The organism is Dactylosporangium sp. NPDC049140 (assembly GCF_040648435.1).
Map to the genome: position 1 here is coordinate 22758 of NZ_JBEZDS010000034.1, position 22200 is coordinate 44957.

At 73.4% G+C, this 22200-nt stretch carries 20 protein-coding genes, 1 pseudogene and 1 CRISPR repeat array; of the genes and pseudogenes, 11 read left to right on the forward strand and 10 right to left on the reverse strand.

Annotated elements, in window-relative coordinates:
- Positions 1 to 2 precede the first annotated feature (2 nt).
- The gene (locus AB0B76_RS38980; protein WP_360385129.1) at positions 3 to 623 is read right to left on the reverse strand and encodes a TIGR03085 family metal-binding protein; all 621 of its coding nucleotides are present in this window, start codon (positions 621 to 623) and stop codon (positions 3 to 5) included.
- 97 nt (positions 624 to 720) lie between these two features.
- On the opposite strand from AB0B76_RS38980, the gene AB0B76_RS38985 reads away from it, so the two are divergent.
- From AB0B76_RS38985 to AB0B76_RS38995, 3 genes are all read left to right on the forward strand, one after another.
- On the forward strand, positions 721 to 2595 hold the full coding sequence (locus AB0B76_RS38985; RefSeq protein WP_360385324.1) for an ABC transporter ATP-binding protein: 1875 nt from the start codon (positions 721 to 723) through the stop codon (positions 2593 to 2595).
- A complete protein-coding gene (locus AB0B76_RS38990) occupies positions 2592 to 4379 on the forward strand; it encodes an ABC transporter ATP-binding protein (protein WP_360385131.1) in 1788 nt (595 codons plus the stop codon). The genes AB0B76_RS38985 and AB0B76_RS38990 overlap by 4 nt, the downstream gene beginning before the upstream one ends.
- Before the next feature lie 102 nt (positions 4380 to 4481).
- Positions 4482 to 4922, forward strand: a complete 441-nt coding sequence (locus tag AB0B76_RS38995; protein ID WP_360385133.1) for a hypothetical protein — start codon at positions 4482 to 4484, stop codon at positions 4920 to 4922.
- Positions 4923 to 4927: 5 nt separating this feature from the next.
- On the opposite strand, the gene AB0B76_RS39000 is transcribed toward AB0B76_RS38995, so the two are convergent.
- The 4 genes from AB0B76_RS39000 to AB0B76_RS39015 all read right to left on the reverse strand — a co-directional run bounded on the left by AB0B76_RS39000 (position 4928) and on the right by AB0B76_RS39015 (position 9640).
- A complete protein-coding gene (locus tag AB0B76_RS39000; RefSeq protein WP_360385135.1) occupies positions 4928 to 5521 on the reverse strand; it encodes a TetR family transcriptional regulator in 594 nt (197 codons plus the stop codon).
- A 124-nt stretch (positions 5522 to 5645) separates the two neighbouring features.
- Entirely contained in the window at positions 5646 to 6383 is a 738-nt protein-coding gene (locus AB0B76_RS39005; protein ID WP_360385137.1) for an ABC transporter permease, read from the reverse strand.
- Between the two features lie 3 nt (positions 6384 to 6386).
- Positions 6387 to 7112 carry an ABC transporter ATP-binding protein gene (locus tag AB0B76_RS39010; RefSeq protein WP_360385139.1) on the reverse strand — a complete coding sequence of 242 codons (726 nt, stop codon included), beginning with the start codon at positions 7110 to 7112 and terminating at the stop codon, positions 6387 to 6389.
- 152 nt (positions 7113 to 7264) lie between these two features.
- Entirely contained in the window at positions 7265 to 9640 is a 2376-nt protein-coding gene (locus AB0B76_RS39015; RefSeq protein WP_360385141.1) for a hypothetical protein, read from the reverse strand.
- A gap of 586 nt (positions 9641 to 10226) precedes the next feature.
- Here AB0B76_RS39015 and hisI point away from each other — a divergent pair.
- From hisI to ligD, 4 genes are read left to right on the forward strand one after another with little or no spacing between them, the layout of a single operon-like run.
- A complete protein-coding gene (hisI, locus tag AB0B76_RS39020) occupies positions 10227 to 10574 on the forward strand; it encodes a phosphoribosyl-AMP cyclohydrolase (protein WP_360385143.1) in 348 nt (115 codons plus the stop codon).
- A complete protein-coding gene (locus AB0B76_RS39025; RefSeq protein WP_360385145.1) occupies positions 10571 to 12106 on the forward strand; it encodes an anthranilate synthase component I in 1536 nt (511 codons plus the stop codon). Before hisI ends, AB0B76_RS39025 begins: the two co-directional genes overlap by 4 nt.
- Positions 12103 to 12621, forward strand: coding sequence for a Trp biosynthesis-associated membrane protein (locus AB0B76_RS39030; protein WP_360385147.1), 519 nt, complete (start codon positions 12103 to 12105; stop codon positions 12619 to 12621). Before AB0B76_RS39025 ends, AB0B76_RS39030 begins: the two co-directional genes overlap by 4 nt.
- Positions 12622 to 12631: 10 nt before the next feature.
- A complete protein-coding gene (gene ligD / locus AB0B76_RS39035) occupies positions 12632 to 13897 on the forward strand; it encodes a non-homologous end-joining DNA ligase (RefSeq protein ID WP_360385149.1) in 1266 nt (421 codons plus the stop codon).
- 6 nt (positions 13898 to 13903) lie between these two features.
- Here ligD and AB0B76_RS39040 read toward each other — a convergent pair whose 3' ends face one another.
- The 3 genes from AB0B76_RS39040 to AB0B76_RS39050 all read right to left on the reverse strand — a co-directional run bounded on the left by AB0B76_RS39040 (position 13904) and on the right by AB0B76_RS39050 (position 16803).
- A complete protein-coding gene (locus tag AB0B76_RS39040) occupies positions 13904 to 15010 on the reverse strand; it encodes a serpin family protein (protein ID WP_360385151.1) in 1107 nt (368 codons plus the stop codon).
- A gap of 377 nt (positions 15011 to 15387) precedes the next feature.
- Complete coding sequence (locus AB0B76_RS39045; protein ID WP_360385153.1) at positions 15388 to 15717, reverse strand: hypothetical protein; 330 nt, start codon at positions 15715 to 15717, stop codon at positions 15388 to 15390.
- Positions 15718 to 15738: 21 nt separating this feature from the next.
- Positions 15739 to 16803: a hypothetical protein gene (locus tag AB0B76_RS39050; RefSeq protein ID WP_360385155.1), complete on the reverse strand. Its 1065-nt coding sequence runs from the start codon at positions 16801 to 16803 to the stop codon at positions 15739 to 15741.
- A 173-nt stretch (positions 16804 to 16976) separates the two neighbouring features.
- On the opposite strand from AB0B76_RS39050, the gene trpC reads away from it, so the two are divergent.
- From trpC to AB0B76_RS39070, 4 genes and pseudogenes are all read left to right on the forward strand, one after another.
- A complete protein-coding gene (gene trpC / locus AB0B76_RS39055) occupies positions 16977 to 17780 on the forward strand; it encodes an indole-3-glycerol phosphate synthase TrpC (RefSeq protein WP_360385326.1) in 804 nt (267 codons plus the stop codon).
- A 26-nt stretch (positions 17781 to 17806) separates the two neighbouring features.
- The gene (gene trpB, locus AB0B76_RS39060) at positions 17807 to 19012 is read left to right on the forward strand and encodes a tryptophan synthase subunit beta (RefSeq protein ID WP_360385328.1); all 1206 of its coding nucleotides are present in this window, start codon (positions 17807 to 17809) and stop codon (positions 19010 to 19012) included.
- Positions 19009 to 19725 (forward strand): annotated as a pseudogene (gene trpA, locus AB0B76_RS39065) (tryptophan synthase subunit alpha); the annotation flags it as partial. The gene trpB and the pseudogene trpA, both read left to right, overlap by 4 nt.
- 56 nt (positions 19726 to 19781) lie before the next feature.
- A CRISPR array of direct repeats spans positions 19782 to 20099; the repeat unit is 21 nt; unit sequence GCCGAGGGCGTGCGCCGCCGC.
- A gap of 120 nt (positions 20100 to 20219) precedes the next feature.
- The gene (locus tag AB0B76_RS39070) at positions 20220 to 20915 is read left to right on the forward strand and encodes a hypothetical protein (RefSeq protein ID WP_360385157.1); all 696 of its coding nucleotides are present in this window, start codon (positions 20220 to 20222) and stop codon (positions 20913 to 20915) included.
- Here the strand turns inward: AB0B76_RS39070 and AB0B76_RS39075 are convergent.
- A complete protein-coding gene (locus tag AB0B76_RS39075; protein ID WP_360385159.1) occupies positions 20904 to 21545 on the reverse strand; it encodes an SGNH/GDSL hydrolase family protein in 642 nt (213 codons plus the stop codon). The genes AB0B76_RS39070 and AB0B76_RS39075 overlap by 12 nt on opposite strands.
- 86 nt (positions 21546 to 21631) lie before the next feature.
- Complete coding sequence (locus AB0B76_RS39080; RefSeq protein ID WP_360385161.1) at positions 21632 to 22117, reverse strand: NUDIX hydrolase; 486 nt, start codon at positions 22115 to 22117, stop codon at positions 21632 to 21634.
- Positions 22118 to 22200 lie beyond the last annotated feature (83 nt).

The following is a 22200-nucleotide window of genomic DNA, read 5'->3' on the forward strand; positions in this document are numbered from 1 at the left end:
GTTCAAATTCCCAGCCGGGCACCGCGTAGCTTTTCGGCCAGATCGTCCGGGCCGGTGACGGACACCTCGGCCGCGGACTGGCGCCCGGTGAAGAACAGCACCAGTTCGCCGGGGGCACCCTCGACCCGGACGGTGTGCTCCTGCTTCTCGTTGACTGTGAAGGGCGCCACGCCCGGGCCGGAGACCTCGATGCGCGCGGGGAAGCGGCGGGCCGACATCCGGGCCGAGGTCTTCACGCGGCCGGCGAGCGCCTCGGCGTACGGCGGCGGAATCTCGCGCGGGGTCCAGCCCGGCGCGGCCCGCCGGACGTCCTCGAGGTGCACGAAGAACTCGACCACGTTCATCGCCTCGTCGAACGGGCGCAGCAGCAGCGGCCCGCGCCGCACCCGGCCGACCAGCGCCGGGTAGTCGCCCGCGGCCAGCCGGTCCTGGACCTTCTTCGTGTGCCCGGCCACCGCGCCGAGCATGATGCCGGCGGCGGCGTCGGGGCGGTGCTCGCGCAGCACCAGGTGCGCGGCGAGGTCGCGGGTGGCCCAGCCCTCGCAGAGGGTGGGCGCGGCGGGGCCGGCGGCCAGCAGTGCGTCGGCGAGGGCGGCGCGCTCCGACCGGGCGAAGGCAGTCATGGGCATAACGCTAGTCCCGAAAGTGTCGTACCTCGTCGGTAAGGTTTAGCGTGCGGTCGGGTCGCTTACTGGGGGGCGTGTTGTGACTAGTGGCAAGGTGCTCGCGAAGGGCTTCCGGGTGCTCGGCCACGCGGTCCGTGACGAGCCTCACATGTTCGCGTGGTCGGTCGGCGGCAGCGTGCTGTTCAGCCTCCTGACCATCACGACGGCGTTCGTCTCCGGCCGCGTGGTCGGCCAGATCGTCGTGCCGGCGTTCGACCGGGGCGGCGTCGCCACCGGCACGCTCCTGCTGGGCGGCCTCGCCGTGCTCGCGGTGAGCCTCGGCAAGATCGTGGGCATCTTCGGCCGCCGGCTCGGCGCGGGCGCGATGCAGTTCAACCTGCAGGCGAAGTACCGCCGCGCCGTCACCCGCCGCTACCTGCGCCTGCCGCTGGCCTGGCACCAGCGCCACGCGACCGGAACGCTGCTGTCCAACGCCAACGCCGATGTGGAGTCGGCGTGGTATCCGATCGCCCCGTTCCCGTTCGCGGTCGGCACCGTCGTGATGCTCCTGGCCGCGGTCGTCTCCCTCTTCCTCACCGACTGGGCCATGGCGCTGGTCGGGGTGGCCGTCTTCCCGGCGCTGCTGCTGGTCAACGTGGCGTATTCGCGCCGCATGTCGCCGCGGGTGGCCCGGGCCCAGCAGCTGCGGGCCGAGGTGAGCGCGGTCGCGCACGAGAGCTTCGACGGCGCCCTCGTCGTCAAGACCATGGGCCGGGAGGCGTCGGAGACCGAGCGCTTCGCGGCCAAGGCCGTCGAGCTGCGCGACGCCACCATCCGGGTCGGCCGGGTCCGGGCCATGTTCGACCCGGTCCTCGACGCGCTGCCCAGCATCGGCACCCTGGCCGTGCTCGTGGTCGGCACCTACCGCTTCCGCGCCGGCGCGGTCGGGGTCGAGCAGGTCGTCAGCGTCGCGTTCCTCTTTACCGTGCTCGCGTTCCCGGTCCGGGCCATCGGCTGGGTCCTCGCCGAGCTGCCCCGCAGCGTGGTGGGCTGGGAACGCATCCGGCGCGTGCTCGACGCCGAGGGCGACACCGTCTACGGCACCGCCGGCCTGCCCGGCACCGGCCCGGCCGCCCTGCGCTTCGACAACGTCGACTTCGCCTACACCGACGAGACCGGCACCGGGCCCAACGTGCTCACCGGCGTGACGTTCGACGTCCCGGCCGGGCGCACGGTCGCGCTGGTCGGCCCCACCGGCTCGGGCAAGTCGACCGTCGCCGCGCTCGCGGCCCGGCTCGTCGACCCCGCGGCCGGCACGGTGTGCCTCGACGGCGTCGACGTGCGCGACCTGAGCCAGGACGCGCTGACCGCCGGCACCGCGCTCGTCGCGCAGATCCCGTTCGTCTTCGACGACACCATCCGCGGCAACATCACCCTCGACCGCGCCGGCGTCGACGACGGGGAGGCCTGGCGCGCGCTGCGCCTGGCCCAGGCCGACGGCTTCGTCGACCACCTCGCCGACGGGCTCGACACCAAGGTCGGCGAGCGCGGCACGTCGCTGTCGGGCGGCCAGCGGCAGCGCCTGACGATCGCCCGCGCCCTCGCCGGCTCGCCGCGCCTGCTGGTGCTCGACGACGCGACGAGCGCCGTCGACCCCCGCGTCGAGGCGGCGATCCTGGCCGCCCTGCGCCGCGACGAGGGCGCGCCCGTCCCGGGGCCCGACCGGGCGGCGCAGGCCGCGTCGATCCTCGTCGTCGCCTACCGCCGCGCCACCATCGCCCTGGCCGACGAGGTGGTCTACCTCGAGCGCGGCCGGGTCGTGGCCCGCGGCACCCACGCCGAGCTGCTGGAGAGCGCGCCGGGCTACGCCGACCTGGTGACCGCGTACGAGAAGGCCGAGGAGGAGCGCGAACGCGAGCACGCCTTCGACGGTGACCGCCTGGACGACGGCCGCGACGGCCGGCTGGACAAGGAGACGCTGCCCGCATGACCACCGTCGAGAGCGCCACCGCCGCCGCGCCCGCCCCGCGCGCCTCCGTGCTGCGCCGGGGCCTGGCCCTGTCCCCGGAGCTGTTCACCGGGCTGGCCGGCACGCTGGGCCTGGCCCTGCTGGCCACCGCCGGGCGCGTGGCCGTGCCCGTCGCCATCCAGCAGGGCATCGACAAGGGCATCAACGCTCGCGGCGGGCCCGACCTCGGCGTCGTGGCCCGCATCGTGGCGGTCACCGCGGGCGTGCTGCTCATCACGATGGTCTGCTCATACCTCATGAACGTGCGCCTCTTCACCGTCAGCGAGACGGCCCTGGCCGGCATCCGGGCGCGCACGTTCCGCCACATCCACGATCTGTCGATGCTGCACCAGCAGTCCGAGCGGCGCGGCGCGCTCGTCTCGCGGGTCACCGGCGACGTCGACCAGATCAGCCAGTTCCTGCAGTTCGGCGGCCTGCTGTTCGTGATCAACCTGGGTCAGCTCACGGTCACCACGATCGTCATGCTCGTGTACTCCTGGCAGCTGACCCTCGTCGTCTTCGCCGCGTTCGCGCCGCTCGTGTTCGTCGTGCGCTTCTTCCAGCGGCGGCTCAGCGTGCTGTACCTCGAGGTGCGCGAGAGCGTCGGCGCGATGCTGGGTGTGATCGCGGAGAGCGTCGTCGGCGCGCCGGTCGTGCGGGCGTACGGCATCCAGGGCCGCACCGGGGAGCGTCTCGACGGCGCGATCGAGCGGGCGCGGCGCAACCAGTTCCGCGCCCAGACCAACAACGTGATCAGCATGAGCTTCGGCGAGCTGGCCGCGGGGCTCGCGCTCGGCGGCGTCATCGTCGTGGGCACCCTGCTGGGCGTGGGCGGCGGCCTCACGGTCGGCCGGCTCACCGCGTTCCTGTTCCTGGCCACGCTGTTCGTGCAGCCGGTGCAGGTCGCCACCGAGGTGCTCAACGAGGCCCAGAACGCGATCGCCGGCTGGCGGCGCGTGCTGGACATCATCGAGACCGAGCCCGACGTCGCCGACCCCGGCAAGGCCGGCCACGCCCTGCCCGACGGCCCGATCGACGTGCGCTTCGACCACGTGCACTTCGCGTACCCCGACGGCCCCGAGGTGCTCAGCGACGTCGACCTGACCGTCACCGCCCGCACGCGCGTCGCCGTGGTCGGCGAGACGGGCAGCGGCAAGACGACGTTCGCGAAGCTGCTGACCCGGCTCATGGACCCGACGACCGGCCGCGTGCTGCTCTCTGGGGTGCCGCTGGACACCGTCCGCTTCGACTCGCTGCGCAGCCGGGTCGTGATGGTGCCCCAGGACGGCTTCCTCTTCGACGCGACGATCGCCGACAATGTCCGCTTCGCCCGCCCCGCCCTGACCGACACCGACCTGGCGGCGGCCTTCACCGAGCTGGGCCTGATCGACTGGCTGGAGTCCCTGCCGGACGGCCTGCAGACCCAGGTCGGCGAGCGCGGCGAGTCCCTGTCGGTGGGCGAGCGCCAGCTGGTCGCCCTGGCCCGCGCCTACGTGGCCGACCCCGACCTGCTGGTGCTCGACGAGGCGACGAGCGCCGTCGACCCGGCAACGGAGGTCCGCCTGCAGCGCACCCTGGACGCCGTCACCCGCGGCCGCACGACCATCGCGATCGCCCACCGTCTGTCTACGGCCCAGTCCGCCGACGAGGTGATCGTGGTGGACAAGGGCCGCATCGTCCAGCGCGGCCCCCACGCGTCCCTGCTGACCGACCCGACCTCCATCTACGCGCGCCTGTACGCCTCGTGGCTGGAACAAACCCGCTGACCACCCCCGAAGCGCACGCTCGTGTCCCGACGGGACATGCATTCACGTTCGGCTCTATGTGTCGGGGGTTCCCGCAGGCCGGGGATGGCCTACATTGGCTGCATGGCTGCCGCGGGGCGCCGATTCGTGCCGGTGCAGGTGCGCATCGCGGTGACGGGATTCAACGCGGTGGGCGCGGTGATGCTCACGCTCGCGCTCGTGGCGCTCGGGGTGCTGCTCTCGGGGATGCAGGTGGATCCGGTGGCTCAGGGGGGTACCGGATATCTGGATTTTGTCCTGTTCTTCAATGCGGCGCTCTTCCTGTCGCCGCTCGCCGGGGTCCTGGTGTTTCTCGGGACGCGGGTGCGGCGGGGGGAGCACTGGGCCTGGCTGTCCAGCCTGGTGTTCTGGGGCCTTGCCGGGACCACGGCGCCGCTGCTCGCCTGGGTGCTCGGCGCGCCGGTGTCGTTGCGGCTCGTGCCGGTCGTGTGTGCGATCGCGATGGTCGGGCTGCTGGTGACGCCGCAGGCGCGGACGTTCTGTGCCGATCTCGCCGACGACTGACCGGGCTAGCCGGGCAGCGGGTCGGCCAGGTAGCGCTGGATGGTCGGGGCCACGTTGCTCACGACCTCCTCGGGGGGCATCGAGGCCAGGGGTTCCAGCTTCAGGATGTACCGCAGGATGCCGATCCCGATCATCTGTGACGCGACCAGAGCGGCTCGCTTCGGGGCCTCGGCGGGGTCCAGGTCCAGGGCGCGCGCGGCGCGGCGCAGGATCTGGCTCACCAGGAACTCGCGCAGCATGCGGGCGGACCAGTCGTGCTGCATGGCGCTGCGGACCAGGGCCACGACCGGCGTGCCGGCCGGGGAGTCCCAGATGCCCAGGAACGCGCGGACCAGGCGCTCGCCGACGCCGTCGATGCCGGGTTCGAAGACCGGTGGCAGGAGTTCGCCGGGGTCGATCGGGGCGTTCATGGTGGCGAGGAACAGCTGGTCCTTGGCGCCGAAGTAGTGGTGCACCAGCGCCGGGTCGACGCCGGCGGTGCTCGCGATCTGCCGGATGGAAGCCCCGTCGAAGCCGCGCTCTGCGAAGGCCGTGCGGGCGGCGGCCAGGATCGCCTCGCGGGTGTCCTGGTTGCCGGGGCGTCGTCCGGTGCGAGCCATGGGCCTCTTCCTGAAGTTGTACCTGTGCGCTGCCTTCTCTCACCGCCCAGCCTATTCGGGTGCCCTGATGGCCCGGTGCGCGCTGGCCGTCGTTCACGGTCGGCGCGCACCGGGGCCGGGGCGGTCAGGCGGTGCGGCGGCGCAGCGTGGCCGCGCCCAGGAGGAGGGCGACGATCACGCAGCCGATGATGATGGCCAGGTCGCGCCACATGATGCCGGTCGGGTCCGTGTGGCTGCCCAGTTCGGTGAGGGCCTGCACGGCGTACGACATCGGGAGCACGTCGCTGATCCCCTCCATCCAGCCGGGCATGCGGTCGCGGGGCTGCAGCAGGCCGCACAGCAGCACCTGGGGCAGTACGACGGCCGGCATGAACTGGACGGCCTGGAACTCGCTGTCGGCGAAGGCGCTCACCAGCAGGCCGAGGGCCATGCCGAGCACCGAGTTGCCGACCGCGATGACGCCCACGAGCCAGGCCGGGCCGAGCGTGTCGAGGCCCAGCAGCCAGTACGCGAGGGTCGACACGATCGCCGCCTGTACCGCGGCGGCGACGGCGAAGGCCAGCCCGTACCCGAGCAGGATGTCGACCTTCCCGATCGGGGTGGTGAGGAGGCGCTCGAGGGTGCCGCTCGTGCGCTCCCGGAGCATCGCCACGCTCGTGAGCAGGAACATGATCACGAGCGGGAAGACCCCGAGCATGATCAGGCCCACGCGGTCGAACAGGAACGGGTTGTCGTCGTAGAGGTACCGCAGGAGGGTGAGCAGTACCGTCGGGACCACGATGATCAGCGCGATCGTCCGGCGGTCGTGGCGCAGCTGGCGCAGGATGCGCCCGGCGGTGCCGAAGGTCAGTCGCGGGGACACGGCTCAGCCCACCTTCTCGGTGTCTTGGGCCTGCACGAGCCTGAGGAACGCCTCGTCCAGGTCGTCGGTGCCGGCGGATTGACGTACCGCTGCCGGGGTTTGATCGGCGATCAGGCGGCCTTCGCGGATCAGGAGCAGCCGGTCGCAGCGGGCGGCCTCGTCCATCACGTGGCTGGACACCAGCAGCGTCGAGCCGGCTTGCGCGAGGGCGTGGAAGCGCTGCCAGAGCTCGTTGCGCAGGACGGGGTCCTGGCCGACGGTCGGCTCGTCGAGCACCAGCAGCTGCGGCTTGCCCACCATCGCGCAGGCCAGCGAGGCGCGGGCGCGCTGGCCGCCGGAGAGGCGCCCGACGAGCTGGTCCTTGGCGGTGGCCAGGCCCACGTCGCGGACCGCCTCGTCGGCCTCCTTGGCCCCGAGGCCGTAGAGCGAGGCGAAGTAGCGGGCGTTCTCGCGGACGGTCAGGTCGGCGTACACGCTGGGGGCCTGGGTGAGGTAGCCGAGCTTGTCGCGCAACGGCCGCGACCCGGCCGGGTGGCCGAGGACGGTGACGGTGCCGCTCACGATCTTCTGTACGCCGACCACGGCGCGCATGAACGTGGTCTTCCCACTGCCACTCGGCCCGAGCAGGCCGGTGACGCTGCCGGCGGGGACGGAGCAGGTGAAGTCGTGCAGCACCCGCCGTTTGCCGCGCGCGATGACGAGGTGTTCGACCTCGATCGCGTTCGTCATCGTGGTGTTCCTTTCTGGCGGTCCATCAGGGGATTCAGGAACTCAACGCGTGATGAACTCAACGGTAGATGAAATCTTGGCCGCGGGCAAACCCGTAAATGCGACAGGGGGCGTACCGGTTGCCCGGCACGCCCCCTGCGGTGGAACCTGAGCTACAGCGAGAGGACCCGCTCGAGGAAGTCCTTGTACTGCCGCAGCGCCACGCGCAACGCCTCGGTGTCGGGGTGCTTCGAGGTCTTGTTCGGGTTGAGCGCGTGCTGCTGCTCCTGCAGCTTCTCGGCGAGCGTCTCGATCGCGTCGCTGACCACGGCGCTGGCGCGGGCCACGGCCTTGACCGGGTCGTCGACGAACTTCGACTCCGCCTTCACGAGCCGCGTACGGAACTTGTCGGCCCGCTTGCGCTTCCAGAGCACGATCCGCTCTTCGACGATGTCCCCGGGCCGAAGCGGCGCGGCGGCGACGGCGGCGTACTCGAGCTCGTCGTCGTCCTCCTCCTCGTCCTCTTCTTCTTCCTCGGCCACGACGATCAGCACGTCGTCGTCCTCGTCCGCGGTGGCCACGATGAGCACGACGTCCTCGTCCTCGTCTTCTTCGTCGTCGTCGGCCTCGGCTACGAGGTCGTCGCTTTCGTCCTCGTCCTCGTCTTCGTCGGCTTCGGCCGCGACTTCCTCGACGTCGTCGCTTTCGCCTTCGTCCTCGCCGGCTTCGGCGGCGGGCTCTTCGGCTTCGTCCGTGTCTTCGACGACGAGGAGTACGACGTCGTCGGTCGCTTCTTCGTCGCTGTCGGCTTCGGCAGCGGGTTCGTCGGCCTCGTCCTCGACCACCACGAGCACGACGTCCTCGGCCACGGGCTCCTCGGCTGCGTCCTCGTCCTCGGCGTCGGCTTCGGCGGCGGGTTCGTCGGCCTCGTCCTCGGCCGCGGGCTCGTCTTCGGCGTCGGCGTCGGGCTCTTCGGCGGCGTCCTCGTCCTCGGCGATCACGAGTACGACGGCTTCGGCGGGCTCGTCGGCCTCGTCCTCGGCCACGACCAGCACGACGTCCTCGGCCTCGGCGGCCGGCTCCTCGTCGGACTCGGCCGCGGGCTCGTCGGCTGCGTCCTCGTCCTCCGCGTCGGTCTCGGCGGCCGGTTCTTCGGCGGCGTCCTCGTCTTCGGCGTCGGCGTCGGCGTCGGCCTCGGCCTCGGCCTCGGCCTCGGCCTCGGCCTCGGGCTCGTCCGTGGCGTCGTCGGCTTCGGCGGCCGGCTCCTCGGTCGCCTCTTCCGCCTCGGCCTCGGCGGCCGGCTCCTCCGACTCCGGCTCTGCCTCGGCCTCGGGCTCCTCGGCCGTGTCCTCGTCCTCCGCGTCGGTCTCGGCGGCCGGTTCTTCGGCGGCGGCCTCGTCCTCGGCGGTGGCGTCGGCCTCGGCTGCGGGCTCCTCCGTGGCGTCCTCGTCCTCCGCGTCGGTCTCGGCGGCCGGTTCTTCGGCGGCGGCCTCGTCCTCGGCGGTGGCGTCGGTCTCGGCTGCGGGCTCCTCCGTGGCGTCCTCGTCCTCCGCGTCGGTTTCCGCGGCCGGTTCTTCGGCGGCGGCCTCGTCCTCGACGGCGGCCTCGGCCTCGGGCTCCTCGGACTCTGCGTCGGCCTCGGGCTCCTCCGTGGTGTCCTCGTCGTCCGCATCGGTCTCGGCGGCGGGCTCCTCGGCGGCGTTCTCGTCCTCGGTCGCTGCGTCCTCGGTGGCGGCCTGCTCTAGCTCGGCCTCGTGGGCCAGATCGGCGTTGGTCTGCTCCTCGGTGATCGCGATCGTCTCGGGGGTGGCCGCGCTTGCCTCCTCGGCCGGCTCGGCCTCGGCGGACGGCTCCTCCTCGGCCTCGTCCGACGCGGTGGCTTCCTCGTCGTCGGACGCCTCGGCCTCAAGGGGCTCGGCGGCGGCATCGTCCGGAGCCGAAGCGTCGGTGGCCTCCACGTCCTCCGGCGTCACCGCTGCCGGTTCGTCCTCAAGTGCGACGTCCGCCGCCTCCGCAACCGGCTCGTCGCTCTGCGCCGTCTCGGTCTCCTCGACCGCATCGCCATCGTCGACCGTCTCGCTTTCCGCGGCGGCCGTGTCGCTCTCCGCGACCGGCTCGTCGCCGTCCTCCGACTCGGCGGTCTCGTCCGCAACGGTGGCGGCCGAGTCGTCAACGTCGGCGGCCGAGTCGTCAACGTCGGCGTTCGAGTCGTCAACGTCGGCGTTCGAGTCGTCAACCTCGACAGCCGAGTCGTCAACGTCGGGGGTCGAGTCGTCAACCTCGGCAACATCGACAGCCGAGTCGTCAACGGTCGCGGCCGAGTCCTCGACGTCGGCGGCCGCGTCGTCAACCTCGGCGACCGCGTCTTCGACGTCGGCCGTGTCGTCAACCTCGGCAACGTCGGCCGCGTCGTCGACCTCGGCCGCGTCGTCGACCTCGGCCGTGTCGTCAACCTCGGCAACGTCGGCGGCGGCGTCGTCGGTGGCGACTGAGTCGTCAATGGTTGCGGCCGTGTCTGCGACCGCAGGAGTGTCGTCGTCCGCGACCACGTCGGCGGTGGTCGAAGAGGTGTCCGCGACGGCCTCGGCATCCGCGACCCCAGAGTCATCGCCGGCCGGTCCGACCAGGGCCGAGATGTCGTCCGGCACCGCGACCGAAATCGCCGGGTCGTCCGCGAGCGCATCCGCTTCGTCAGGGCCGGCCGAAGGGGCGGACGCAACCTCAGCGGAGTCGTCAGGGGCCTGGGCGTCGTCCAGGGGCTCGCGCGGCGACGGTACGACCGCCTCGGCCGAGCCGTCCGACGACGGCGGTTGCTCGTTCGGTGGGGTGATGTTGGGGTGCATGAGGGGGTCCTCCGTCCGCCTGGTCCGAACGGGGGCAGCCACCCGGTCGGACTGCTGGTTGGCTCAGCGCTGGGGTCGCGGACGCCGGGAGGCCGTGCGGCGCCCGGAACCGACGACCGCATGGCCGGCGAAGGGTGCCCCCTTGATGACGGGTAGGGGGTGCCGCCGGCTGCGGGGAAGGGTGGGCGACCGCGCAGATCTTCCGTGCGGCGCACCTGCAAGGTACCCCTTCAACACCAGCAGCCATAGACCCCAAACTGCCGAGTCTGCACGGTGCGGGAGAATTGCTGGCGTGCCGTCGAACCTTGTTCCAGAAGTCGCCGACCGTCTGTTGCGCAACGAGGCCGGGCTCGTGCCCGCGATCGTGCAGGAGTACGGCTCCGGCAAGGTGCTGATGCTCGCGTGGATGGACGACGAGGCCCTGCACCGGACGCTCACGACCGGTCGCGCGACGTACTGGTCGCGCAGCCGGAACGAGTACTGGGTCAAGGGTGAGACCTCCGGCCACCACCAGCACGTCAAGGCGGTCGCGATCGACTGCGACGGCGACACCCTGCTGGTGACCGTCGAGCAGACCGGCGCCGCGTGCCACACCGGCAACCACACGTGCTTCTACACGGAACTCGAGGTGACGCCATGACGACCGGCGCCGTGGCCCCGGACGAGGCCACCTTCCGCGAGCTCGCGCGCACCCGCCGTGTCGTGCCGGTGACGCGACGGCTGCTGGCCGACGGCGAGACCCCCGTCGGCGTGTACCGCAAGCTCGCCGGCGGCCCCGGCACGTTCCTCCTGGAGTCGGCGGAGCAGGGGGCGGGCGCGGCCGGCGCCGTCTGGTCGCGGTACAGCTTCATCGGCGTCCGCAGCATGGCCACCCTGGTGGAGCGGGACGGGCGCGCGCACTGGCTCGGCACGCCGCCCGCGAACATCCCGGCCGACGGGGCGCCGACGGAGGTGCTGCGCGCGACGATCGACGCGCTGACCGCCGACGACGCCGACCTGCGCGAGCTCAACCTGCCACCGCTGTCGGGCGGGCTGGTGGGCTTCCTGTCCTACGACGCGGTACGCCGGTTCGAGCGCCTCCCCGAGATCGCCCTCGACGACCTCGGCCACCCCGAGCTCGGGATGATGCTCGCCACCGACCTCGTCGCGCTCGACCACTTCGAGGGCGCGGCGCTGCTCATCGCCAACGCGGTGCTGCCCGCGGCCGGGGCGGACGAGGCCGTGGTCGTCGCCGCGTACCACCAGGCGATCGGCCGGCTGGACGCGATGACCACGGCGCTGTCCCGCCCGACGCCGCCGCTGGTGTCCACTGTGGACAAAGTGCGCCCGGGTGAGTTCATCAGCCGCACGCCGGCCGGGGAGTACCCGAAAGCCGTCGAGGCCGCCAAGGAGGCCATCCGGGCGGGGGAGTGCTTCCAGATCGTGGTCGCCCAGCGCTTCGAGCGCACGACCGACGCCGACCCCCTCGATGTCTACCGGGTGCTGCGCACGACCAACCCGAGCCCGTACATGTACCTCCTGCGCTTCGACGGCTTCGACGTGGTCGGGTCCTCGCCCGAGGTACACGTGAAGGTGGATGGGCGGCGGGCGCTGCTGCATCCGATCGCGGGCACCCGGTGGCGCGGGGCGACGCCCGAGGAGGACGCGGCGCTCGCGGCCGACCTGCTCGCCGACCCGAAGGAGCGCTCCGAGCACGTCATGCTCGTCGACCTGGCCCGCAACGACCTCGGGCGGGTGTGCAAGCCCGGCACGGTGGAGGTGCCGGAGTTCATGACGGTCGAGCGGTACTCGCACGTCATGCACATCGTCTCGACCGTCGTCGGCGAGCTCGGCGACGACCGCACCGCCTTCGACACGCTCGCGGCCACGTTCCCGGCCGGCACCCTGTCCGGGGCGCCGAAGGTCCGCGCGATGGAGATCATCGAGGAGCTCGAGCCCACGCGCCGCGGCCTGTACGGGGGCGTCGTCGGGTACTTCGGCTTCGGTGGCGACATGGACACCGCGATCGCGATCCGCACCGCGCTGCTGCGCGACCGTACCGCCTATGTGCAGGCCGGCGCCGGCATCGTGGCCGACTCCGATCCGGCCGCGGAGGAGACGGAGACACGCAACAAGGCCGCCGCGGTGCTGGCCGCCATCGCGACCGCCGAGACGCTGCGGCCGGCCCGATGAACCTGTCGGGGCGTCGGGGCCTGGCGACCACGGCGGTCGCCTGTGCCGTCGGTGCTGCGTTGGTACTGCTGGCGGCCACCCGATCCTGGCAGTCCCTCGAAACCATCCAGCCGGCCCCGCTCCCGCCGCTCAAGGTGGAGCGCACGGGCACCGAGATCGCGCCCTGGCTGCCGGCCCTGGGCGTCGTCGCGCTCGCCGGCGCCGGCGCGCTGCTCGCCACCCGGGCCGCGGCCCGGCTGGCGGTCGGCATCCTGCTCGTCGTCGCCGGCGCCGGCGTGACCGTCGCGTCGCTGGTGACCCTCGACGACGACGTCCGGGTGGCCTGGCCGCTGCTATGTGTGCTCGGCGGGCTGGTCGTGCTCGCCGCCGGCGTGGTGACCGTGCGTGTCGGGCGCTCGTGGCCGGGCATGGGGGCGCGGTACGAGGCACCGGCGCGCCGCCGGCCCGGCCAGACCGATCTGTGGGACGCCCTCGACCGGGGCGAAGATCCGACGACGGGAGATCGGCCCGAGTAGGGTTCGGCCCATGGCGAGCAGCGCTGAGGAAGTGATCGAGGTCGCCGGGCGCGAGGTGACGATCACCAGTCCGGACAAGGTGTACTTCCCGAAGTCCGGCCGCACCAAGATGGACGTGGTGCGCTACTACCTGGCCGTGGCCGACGGGGCCCTGCGGGGCGCGGGCGGGCGGCCTATGGCCCTCAAGCGGTACGTCAACGGCATCGAGGGCGAGGCCTTCTTCCAGAAGCGCGCGCCCGCCAAGCGGCCCGACTGGATCGAGACGGCGGAGCTGCGGTACCCGTCGGGACGAACCGCGGAGGAGATCGTCCTGCGCGACGCGGCCCAGCTCGCCTGGGTCGTCAACCTCGGGTGCCTGGAGCTGCACACCCACTCGGTGCTCGCCGAGGACGTCGACCACCCGGACGAGCTGCGCATCGACCTCGACCCGGTGCCGGGCGTGCCGTGGGGCCAGGTCGTCGACGTGGCGCTCATCGCCCGGGAGGTCCTCGAGGAGTACGGCCTGGCGGGCTGGCCGAAGACGTCGGGCTCCCGGGGCTTCCACATCTACGCGCGCATCGAGCCGCGGTGGACCTTCGCCGAGGTACGCCGCGCCGCCGAGGGCTTCGCCCGCGAGGTCGCGCGCCGCGCCCCCGACCTCGCGACCGGCTCGTGGTGGAAGGAGGAGCGGCAGGGCGTGTTCCTCGACTACAACCAGAACGCGAAGGACCACACCACCGCCTCCGGGTACTCCGTCCGACCCGCCGAGGAGGCCAAGGTCTCGGCCCCGCTCAGCTGGGATGAGGTGCCCGGCTGCGACCCCGCCGCGTACACCGTGGACACCATGCCGGGCCGCCCCGACCCGTGGGCCGGCATCGAGGACGCCCGCGGGTCGCTCGAGCCGCTGCTGGACCTCGCGTCCACGTTCAAGAAGCGAGCACCCGCGAAGAAGGGCGCCGGCCGCCGCGAGCCGACCATGCCGCTGATCGAGATCACGCGCACCGCGACGCGCGAGGAGGCGCTGGCGGACCTCGATCGCTGGAAGGAGCGCCACCCCAAGGTCTGGCCGCTGCTCGAGCCCGCCGACGTCCTGGTCGACTCGATGCGGGGGATAAATTCCGTCTGGTACCGCATCCGCGTCAACCTCATCCACGTCCCCGACGGGGAGCGTCCGGAGCAGGAGCCCCTGGAGCACGACTTCGACCCCTTCGCCAAGTGGAAGGAGATGGCCGCGCGCGGCGAGATCCCGGCCCGCTGGCGCCGCCCCGAGCCGGCCCCCGAACCCGGGGAGTCCTGAGCCTTATCAGTAGTCTTCGATGTACGGATCCGGCTCGCCGACCCATCCCGCGAAGAGCACCAGCCCGGTGGGGCGGTCGACGGCGAGGAAGCCGAAGGGCCGGTCGAAACTGACGTACACCATGTCGTGGTGCAGGTCCGGGATGCCGGCGCCCGCCGCGGCGTAGGTGGACGCGGCCGCCTTGAAGCCCAGGGCGGTGAACGACGCGGTGGCGCTCTGGGCGGCCCCCGAGACCGCGAGCGGCTCCTCGGCGAGGCCCGGGAAATGCCCCGCGGCGTCGGTCGCGCCGGTCGCGGCGCCCAGCCCGAACACCTCGGCCGCCGCGAGCAGGTCGTGCTCGGCCCGCACGGTGAAGCGGGGCAGCGACAGCGTGCACCCGGGAAGCTCGCTCCGCTCGACCGAGACGCCCGGCCCCTCCGGCGTGAAGGCACCATCCACCAAGGGCCGGAGAGCGTCCGCCGAGGCCGGCTCCGGCACGGTCACGGCGGCGATCGCGGCCGGGAGCAGCTCGGCCGGGCCGCGGTTCTCCTCGCCCAAAAGCAGGACCACGTCGACGTTGTCGCGGCCGCGCACGGTCGCGGCGGTGATCGGGCCGGCCGCTGTCGCCAGGACGGCGAGCCCGTCGAGTGTGGGCGCGCTCCGGTACAGCCACAGCCACGAACCCGTCCACGGTCCCGTGTCGAAGTGGGCCTCGCCGTCCTCGAACGGCTCGGCCCACTCGGTCTCGATAGCCAGCGCGCCGGCCAGGACGAGGCGTGTCTCTTCGTCGATCTTGACGGGGATGGACGGGATCAGGCCGCCGGTGTGCTCGTTCGACCAGGCGTCGATCGGGGCCGGGTCGTCGGTGAGGACGCCGGCCACGAGGTCCCGGAAGCGCGGCCGCAGCCGTACGTCCGCGCGCGCCCACAACCCGACGGCGGCCTTCACGTCCGGCGGCAGTACGAGCGGCGTAGGCGCCACCGCACTCAACTCGGCGGCGGCCGGCCCGGCGGCGGCCCCGGCCAGCAGCGACAGCAGCGGATAGACGCCCGCGCCCGACAGGACCGTCCCCGCCGCCCCGGGCAGCGTCGCCGCCCACGCCCGGGTGAGCCGATTCGCCGCAGCAACACTCATCGCACAACCCCCGAATGTGAAGGACAACAGGAACGGGCAGCGGCCCGCGAATGCCCGACCGGGCGGGACGCGGCAGGCAGGATGGGGGTCGGCGCCGCGTGGGGCGAGGCCGCCGCCCGCGTCACGGTGCAGCCTCCGAGGTGTCGATCCGGGCAAGGCCGGCCGTGAACGGAAGCGCGGCAGGCCGGGCGTGGGGCGACGCCGCCGCCCTCGTCACGGCGTGTCGATCCAGGCAATGCGGAACGCGAAGGGAAGCGGCAACGACCGGCGAGGGCCGGGGACGATGGAAGCGGTAGCCGGCCGTGAAGGCCCGGCCGGGCGGGAAGCGGCAGGTCGGGCGGGGGTCGGCGCTGCGTGGGGCGACGCCGTCGCCCACGTCACGGCGCGGCCCGCGGTGTGTCGATCCGGGCGATGCGGAACGCGAACGGAAGCGGCAGCGATCGGCGAAGGCCGGGGACGACGGGAAGCGGCAGGCCGGGGCGGGGGTCGCCGCTGCGTGGGGCGACGCCGCCGACACAACCGCCCGCGTCACGGTGCGGCTCCGGGGTGTCGACCCAGCCGGCCATGAGGACCCGGCTCGTGGAGCGGTGGGCGGCGAGGTATTCGACCGGCTCGTCGAAGCGCGGTGTCACCCGTAGCCCGGTGGGCGGGGTCATCGGCACGACCGGGTCCGGGTCGCCGGCGCGGCGCGGAACGCGAAAGGCCACCGGATCGGGCGGCCGCGAGCCTCACGGTGCGGCCTCCGGGGTGTCGACCCAGCCGGCCATGAGGACCAGGCCCGTGGGGCGGTGGACGGCGAGGTATCCGAACGGCTCGTCGAAGCGCACCGTCACCCGTAGCCGGCGCGCCGTGCCCGCGGGCGGGGTCATCGGCACGACCGGGGTCCGCGTCACCGGCGCGGCGCGGAACCCCGGGCCGGTGAAGGCCGCCGCCACGCTCAGCCCCGCGGACGCCACGCGCAGCGGCTCGGAGCTGATGCCCGGGAAGAGTGCCGGCGCGGCCGCCGCACGCAGGCCGAAGACGTCCGCGGCGGTGAGCAGGTCGTGGGCGGCCGCGGCCGCGAAGCGGGGGACCTTCACCACCAGCTCGGGCTCCGTGTCGTCGGCGTCGACGAGTGCCTTGGTGATGCCGGGACCCTTCCTCGCGGGGGCGGCCGCTGCGAAACTTTCCACGGCGGAGGCCAGCACGGCCGGGGCCGGGGCGGTCCCGCCGGCCGTGCACAGCACCACGTCGACGTCGCCCGTCCCGCGCACCGTCAGCAGCGTCACCGGGCCGGCGGGCGTCGCGGCGCTGCGCAGGGCGGTCAGGCCCGGGCCGCGCCGGTGCAGCGAGGCCAGCCGCCGGCCCGCCCAGGGGCCGGCCGCGGGGCGCAGCACGCCGTCGGTGAACGGGGCCTCCCAGTCGGCGGTGACGGCGAGGGCCGCGGCCAGGACCAGCGCGTCCTCGTCGGCGGGGGCGAACCCGAACGGGGGCACGGGGGCGCCGGTCTGCGCGGCTGCCCACGCATCCAGCAGCGGGTGGTCGATCAGCGGGTCGCCGGTCAGGCGCGGGCCGGCGCGGGCGGCCCAGTCGAGGGTGAGCGGCACGCCCTCGCGGGTCCAGAGGCCGAGCGCGCCGCGGATCGGCAGGTCGAGGGGTGTGGGGGCGACCGCGAGCAGCTCGGCGCGGGGGCGTCCGGCGGCGACGGAGGCCAGCAGAGCCAGGAGCGGATAGACCGCGGCCGCCGAGAACACCGCCGCGGCCGACACCGCGGCCCAGGTGGCCGTCAATGTGTTGGCGCGCTGGATGCTCATGCGGACACCCTAGGGCGGGGGTACGACAAAACTGGGCGGCGAGGCATTATGCCCTAGTCCATCAGGTGATGTCGGCCATACCCCCGCGACCGTCCACTGACCGGGGGCGACCTAGCATCGGTCGCATGACCACCGGAGAGGGGAGCTCCTTGATCAACGCGGAAAGCGGCCGGGTGCTCGACGAGATCCTCGCCGGAGTGCGCGAGGACCTGGCGGTCCGCGAGGCCCAGGTGCCCCTGGCAGACATCAAACAGCGCGCCGCCGAGGCCCCGCCGCCGAGGGACGCCTACGCCAAGCTGCGCGCCCCGGGCGTCGGCGTCATCGCCGAGGTCAAGCGTGCGTCGCCGTCCAAGGGCGCGCTGGCCGAGATCCCGGACCCGGCGGCGCTCGCGAAGGAGTACGCGGCCGGCGGCGCCCGCTGCGTCAGCGTGCTCACCGAGGGCCGGTGGTTCGGCGGCAGCCTCGACGACTTCGCCGCCGTCCGTGCCGCGATCGACATCCCGATGCTGCGCAAGGACTTCGTGGTGTCCTCGTACCAGGTGCACGAGGCCCGGGCCTACGGCGCCGACCTGGTGCTGCTGATCGTCGCCGCGCTCGACCAGAACACGCTCTCCGGGCTGCTCGACCGCATCGAGAGCCTCGGCATGACCGCGCTGGTCGAGGTGCACGACGAGGAGGAGACCGACCGTGCCCTGGAGGCCGGCGCCCGCGTCATCGGCATCAACGCGCGCAACCTGCGCACGCTGGAGGTCGACCGGACGGTGTTCGAGCGCATCGCGCCCGGGCTGCCCGCCGAGGTCGTCAAGATCGCCGAGTCGGGGGTCCGCGGGCCGCACGACCTGATCCGCTACGCGTCCGCCGGCGCCGACGCGGTGCTGGTCGGCGAGGGCCTGGTCACGCAGAAGAGCCCGCGTGACGCCGTCGCCGAGCTCGTGACCGCCGGGAGCCATCCGGCCACCCCGCGGGCGGCCCGGTGAACGCCGGCGGCCCGGCGAGCGCCTTCCTGTCGGCCGCGGGCCTGCTGCCCGACCCGGCCGGGCACTTCGGCACCTACGGCGGCCGGTTCGTCCCCGAGGCGCTCATCGCCGCGCTCGACGAGCTCGACGCGGCCTACCGCCACGCCCAGGCCGACGAGGCGTTCCAGGCCGAGTTCGGCCGCCTGCTGCGCGACTACGCCAACACGCCCAGCCCGTTGTACCGGGCCGAGCGGCTCTCCCGCGGTACCGGTGCAACGATCTTCCTCAAGCGCGAGGACCTCAACCACACCGGCGCCCACAAGGTCAGGAACGTCCTGGGCCAGGCCCTGCTGACCAAGCGGATGGGCAAGTCGCGGGTCATCGCCGAGACCGGCGCGGGCCAGCACGGCGTCGCCAGCGCCACCGCCTGCGCGCTGCTCGACCTCGAGTGCGTCGTGTACATGGGCGAGGAGGACACCCGCCGCCAGGCGCTCAACGTGGCCCGCATGCGCATGCTCGGCGCCACCGTCGTGCCCGTCTCGACCGGCTCCAAGACGCTCAAGGACGCGATCAACGAGGCCCTGCGCGACTGGGTGACGAACGTCGACGACACCCACTACCTGCTCGGCACCGCGGCCGGCCCGCACCCGTTCCCGGCGATGGTCCGCGACTTCGTCGGCGGCATCAGCGTCGAGGCCCGCCGCCAGATCGTCGAACAGACCGGCCGGCTGCCCGACGCGGTCGCGGCCTGCGTCGGCGGCGGCTCCAACGCGATCGGCGCGTTCCACGCGTTCGTTCCCGATGAAACCGTGCGGCTGTACGGCTTCGAGGCCGGCGGCGACGGCGTGGACACCGGCCGGCACGCGGCGAGCATCACCGGCGGCGCCACGGGCGTGCTGCACGGCGCCCGGACCTACCTGCTGCAGGACGAGGACGGCCAGACCGTCGAGTCCCACTCGATCTCGGCCGGCCTGGACTACCCGGCGGTCGGGCCCGAGCACGCCTACCTGCACGACACCGGCCGCGCCCGGTACGAGCCGGTCACCGACGCCGAGGCGATGGACGCCTTCAAGCTGCTCTGCCGCAGCGAGGGCATCATCCCGGCGATCGAGAGCGCGCACGCCGTCGCCGGGGCCCTGCGGGTCATCCCGAGCCTGGCCGCCGAGCTGGGCCGCGAGCCGACCGTCATCGTGTGCCTGTCCGGCCGCGGCGACAAGGACATGGACACCGCCCGGGAGTGGTTCGAGGTATGAGCGCCCAGACCGCGTTCGACAAGGCCCGGGCCGAGGGGCGCAGCGCGCTCATCGGGTACCTCCCGGCCGGCTTCCCCGACGTCGCCACGGCCACGGACGCCATCCGGGCCATGATCGACAACGGGGTCGACATCGTCGAGATCGGCCTGCCGTACTCCGACCCGGTCATGGACGGCCCGGTCATCCAGCGCGCCACCGAGGCGGCCCTGGCCCGCGGCTTCCGGGTCCGCGACGGCCTCGCCACCGTCGAGGCCGCGGCGGCGAGCGGGGCGCCGATCCTGACCATGACGTACTGGAACCTCGTCGAGCGCTACGGCGTCGAGCGCTTCGCGGCCGACCTGGCCGCGGCCGGCGGGGCGGGCCTGATCACGCCCGACCTGATCCCGGACGAGGCCGGCCCGTGGCTCGCCGCCTCCGACCAGCACGGCCTCGACCGGGTCTTCCTGGTCTCGCCGTCCTCGACCGACGCGCGCATCGCGAGCACCGTCGCGGCCTGCCGCGGCTTCGTCTACGCCACCAGCGTCATGGGCGTCACCGGCGCCCGCGACCGGACCAGCAGCGCGGCGCCGGTCATCGTCGACCGGGTGTGCGCGGTCGGCTCCACGGTGCCGGTTGCGGTCGGGCTCGGCGTCTCCAACGGCGCCCAGGCGGCCGAGGTGGGCGCCTTCGCCGACGGCGTGATCGTGGGCAGCGCCCTGGTCCGCTGCCTGCTGGAGGCCGACAGCCCGGCGGCGGGCGTGGCCGCCGTGGGCAAGCTGAGCGCCGAACTGGCCGAGGGCGTGCGCCGCCGCTGAAGCGACCTCAGGCACGTCAGCGCCGATGGCGCGCCGCCGCAAAGCGGCCACGGGCAGCCTGGGCGCCGGGCCAGGCCGAGGGCGTGCGCCGCCGCTGAAGCGACCTCAGGCACGTCAGCGCCGATAGCGCGCCGCCGCAAAGCGGCCACGGGCAGCCTGGGCGCCGGGCCAGGCCGAGGGCGTGCGCCGCCGCTGAAGCGACCTCAGGCACGACAGCGCGCCGAGGGCGTGCGCCGCCGCTAAAGCGGCCACAGGCAAGGTCGGCACCGCGGGCCGAGGGCGTGCGCAGCCGGTAGGGAAGCCGCCAAGGAAACCCAGGCTCCGCCACCAACGGAAGCCGGGCTCGTTGAGCGCCCGTGCGGCATTATTCCCGTTTTGTAGCGCAAGCCCTCCTCCTGCCGGCCATGGCCCCCGTGCTCGTCCCGCAAGCCGGCACGGCCCAGGCCTCGACTATCGGCCACGGCTCGACCGCCGACGCCGACTGGCGCCAGGACGGCGGAGACCCCGGACGCTCCTGCCACCAGACGCTGACCGGCGGCCTGAACGCAACGGCGGCGAAGCACCTGCACCCGGCGTGGGCCGCACCCGCCGGGCGCCCGGACGAGCAGGTCGGCGGCGCGGTCGTGGTCGACGGCACGGTGTTGCGGTCCTCGGGCGGCCCGTCGGGGCGGATCCGCCGGTACGACGCCGTGACCGGTGACGATCCGCCCCGCTCGGCGGCGAGCCCGGCTTCCACGTCCCGGTCCGCCTCGGCGGGCTGGTGCTGCAGGCCGTGGAGCCGGGGACCATCGAGGCGTTCGACGCCCGTACCGGGGCCCCGGCCTGGCGGCGCGACGCCAGCGGCGCCGAGCTCGTGGCGGCCGGGCGACGCCGTGTACTCGGTCGGCGAGCGCGGCGTCTGCGCCTACGCCGCCGCCGACGGCGCCCAGCGCTGGTGCGACGCCGGGGCGCTGGAGTCGCCGGTGCACGCGGGCGTCGGCACCGGGCGCCTCGTGCGGCGCCTCGACCTTGATGTGGACGCGGTGCACGGCGACGAGCCGCTGCTGGTGGCCGGCGACCACGTGTACTTCGCCGCCGTCCAGCGGCTGCACGCGTTCTCAGCCGCGTAGGGCCGCCCGCCAGGTGTCGCGGATCGCCTGCGCGCCCCAGGCGTTGGGCTCGATGTGCCCGCACAGCCACAGCTCGCGGTTGGCCGGGTGGGAGTCGGACCGGGTGATGTCGCCGGCCTGCGCGCCGTGGCCCAGGAACGCCACGTGCAGGTCCGCCACGACCGCGCCGTGACGCCGGGCCGCCCCGCGGATCGCCGCGTTCATCGAGTGCAGCAGGGCCAGGCCCTCGTCGACGTCGGGGAGGCCGGCCCAGGAGAGGTCGCCGGTGCCGTCGGTCGGGTCGTACACGGTGCTGACCACGATCTTCGCGCCGGTCGCGGCGAGGGTGGCGAGGACCGCGTCGTAGTTCGCGGCGGTCGCCTCCACCGCGGCCGGCACCTTGTCGGGGGACTCGACGATCGCGGTCAGCAGGTCGTTGCCGCCCATCGTGACGGTCACCAGGGCCGGGCGGCCGGCCACCTGGCCGAGCTGGCGGCGCAGGACGTCGTCGCTCGTCGCGCCGTCGCGCGCGAGCAGCAGCATCTCGATGCCGAGGTCGTCGGCGAGCAGGGAGGCGGCGCCGAGACCGGGGCCGCCCGCGTAGTCGTCGATCGACATCGAGTCGCCGAGCGCGTAGTACTGCGGGGCCATGGAATGGATCATCGCGGATCGGCCCGCGTCAGTGCCAGATGGTGTCGCCGGAGGTGCAGGTACGCAAGCTTGTGCGGCGGAAAATTTCAGGCGTCGGCGATCGCCGGTTCCTTGTCGCGCTCGACCTCGCGGATCACGCCGGTGCGCCCGGCGGCCGAATCGGCGATCGCGGTGCGGGTGGTGGCGGTCAATGGCTCGGGCAGCGCGTCGGGGGAGTGCCACGCCAGCCCGCTGATCCGGCCGGGCGCGTTGAGGGCCGGGCCGCCGCCTTCGAGCCGGCCGCGGAAGACGTGGACGAACAGGTCGGGGGTGGTGCTGCCGCAGGCGTCGCCGGTCAGCTGGTACATGCCGATCAGCTCGATGATCTCGGTTTCCAGGCCGGTCTCCTCGCGGATGTCCCGGATGACGGCGTGCACGGGGCTCTCCTCCGTGCGGATCTTCCCGCCCGGCAGACCCCACAGCCGGTGGCCGCCGGCCTGCCGGCATAGAAGAACGCGGCCGGCCGCGTCCTCGATGACCGCGGCGACCGCAGAGGTCACCTTGCTGCCGTTACTCAACGTTGAGTAGCTCATGTTCCGACTTTAAGCCGAGCCGCGCAGCGTCGCGAGACCTTCGCTGATGGTGATCTCCAAAGAGCCGGGGCCCGCCCGGGCAT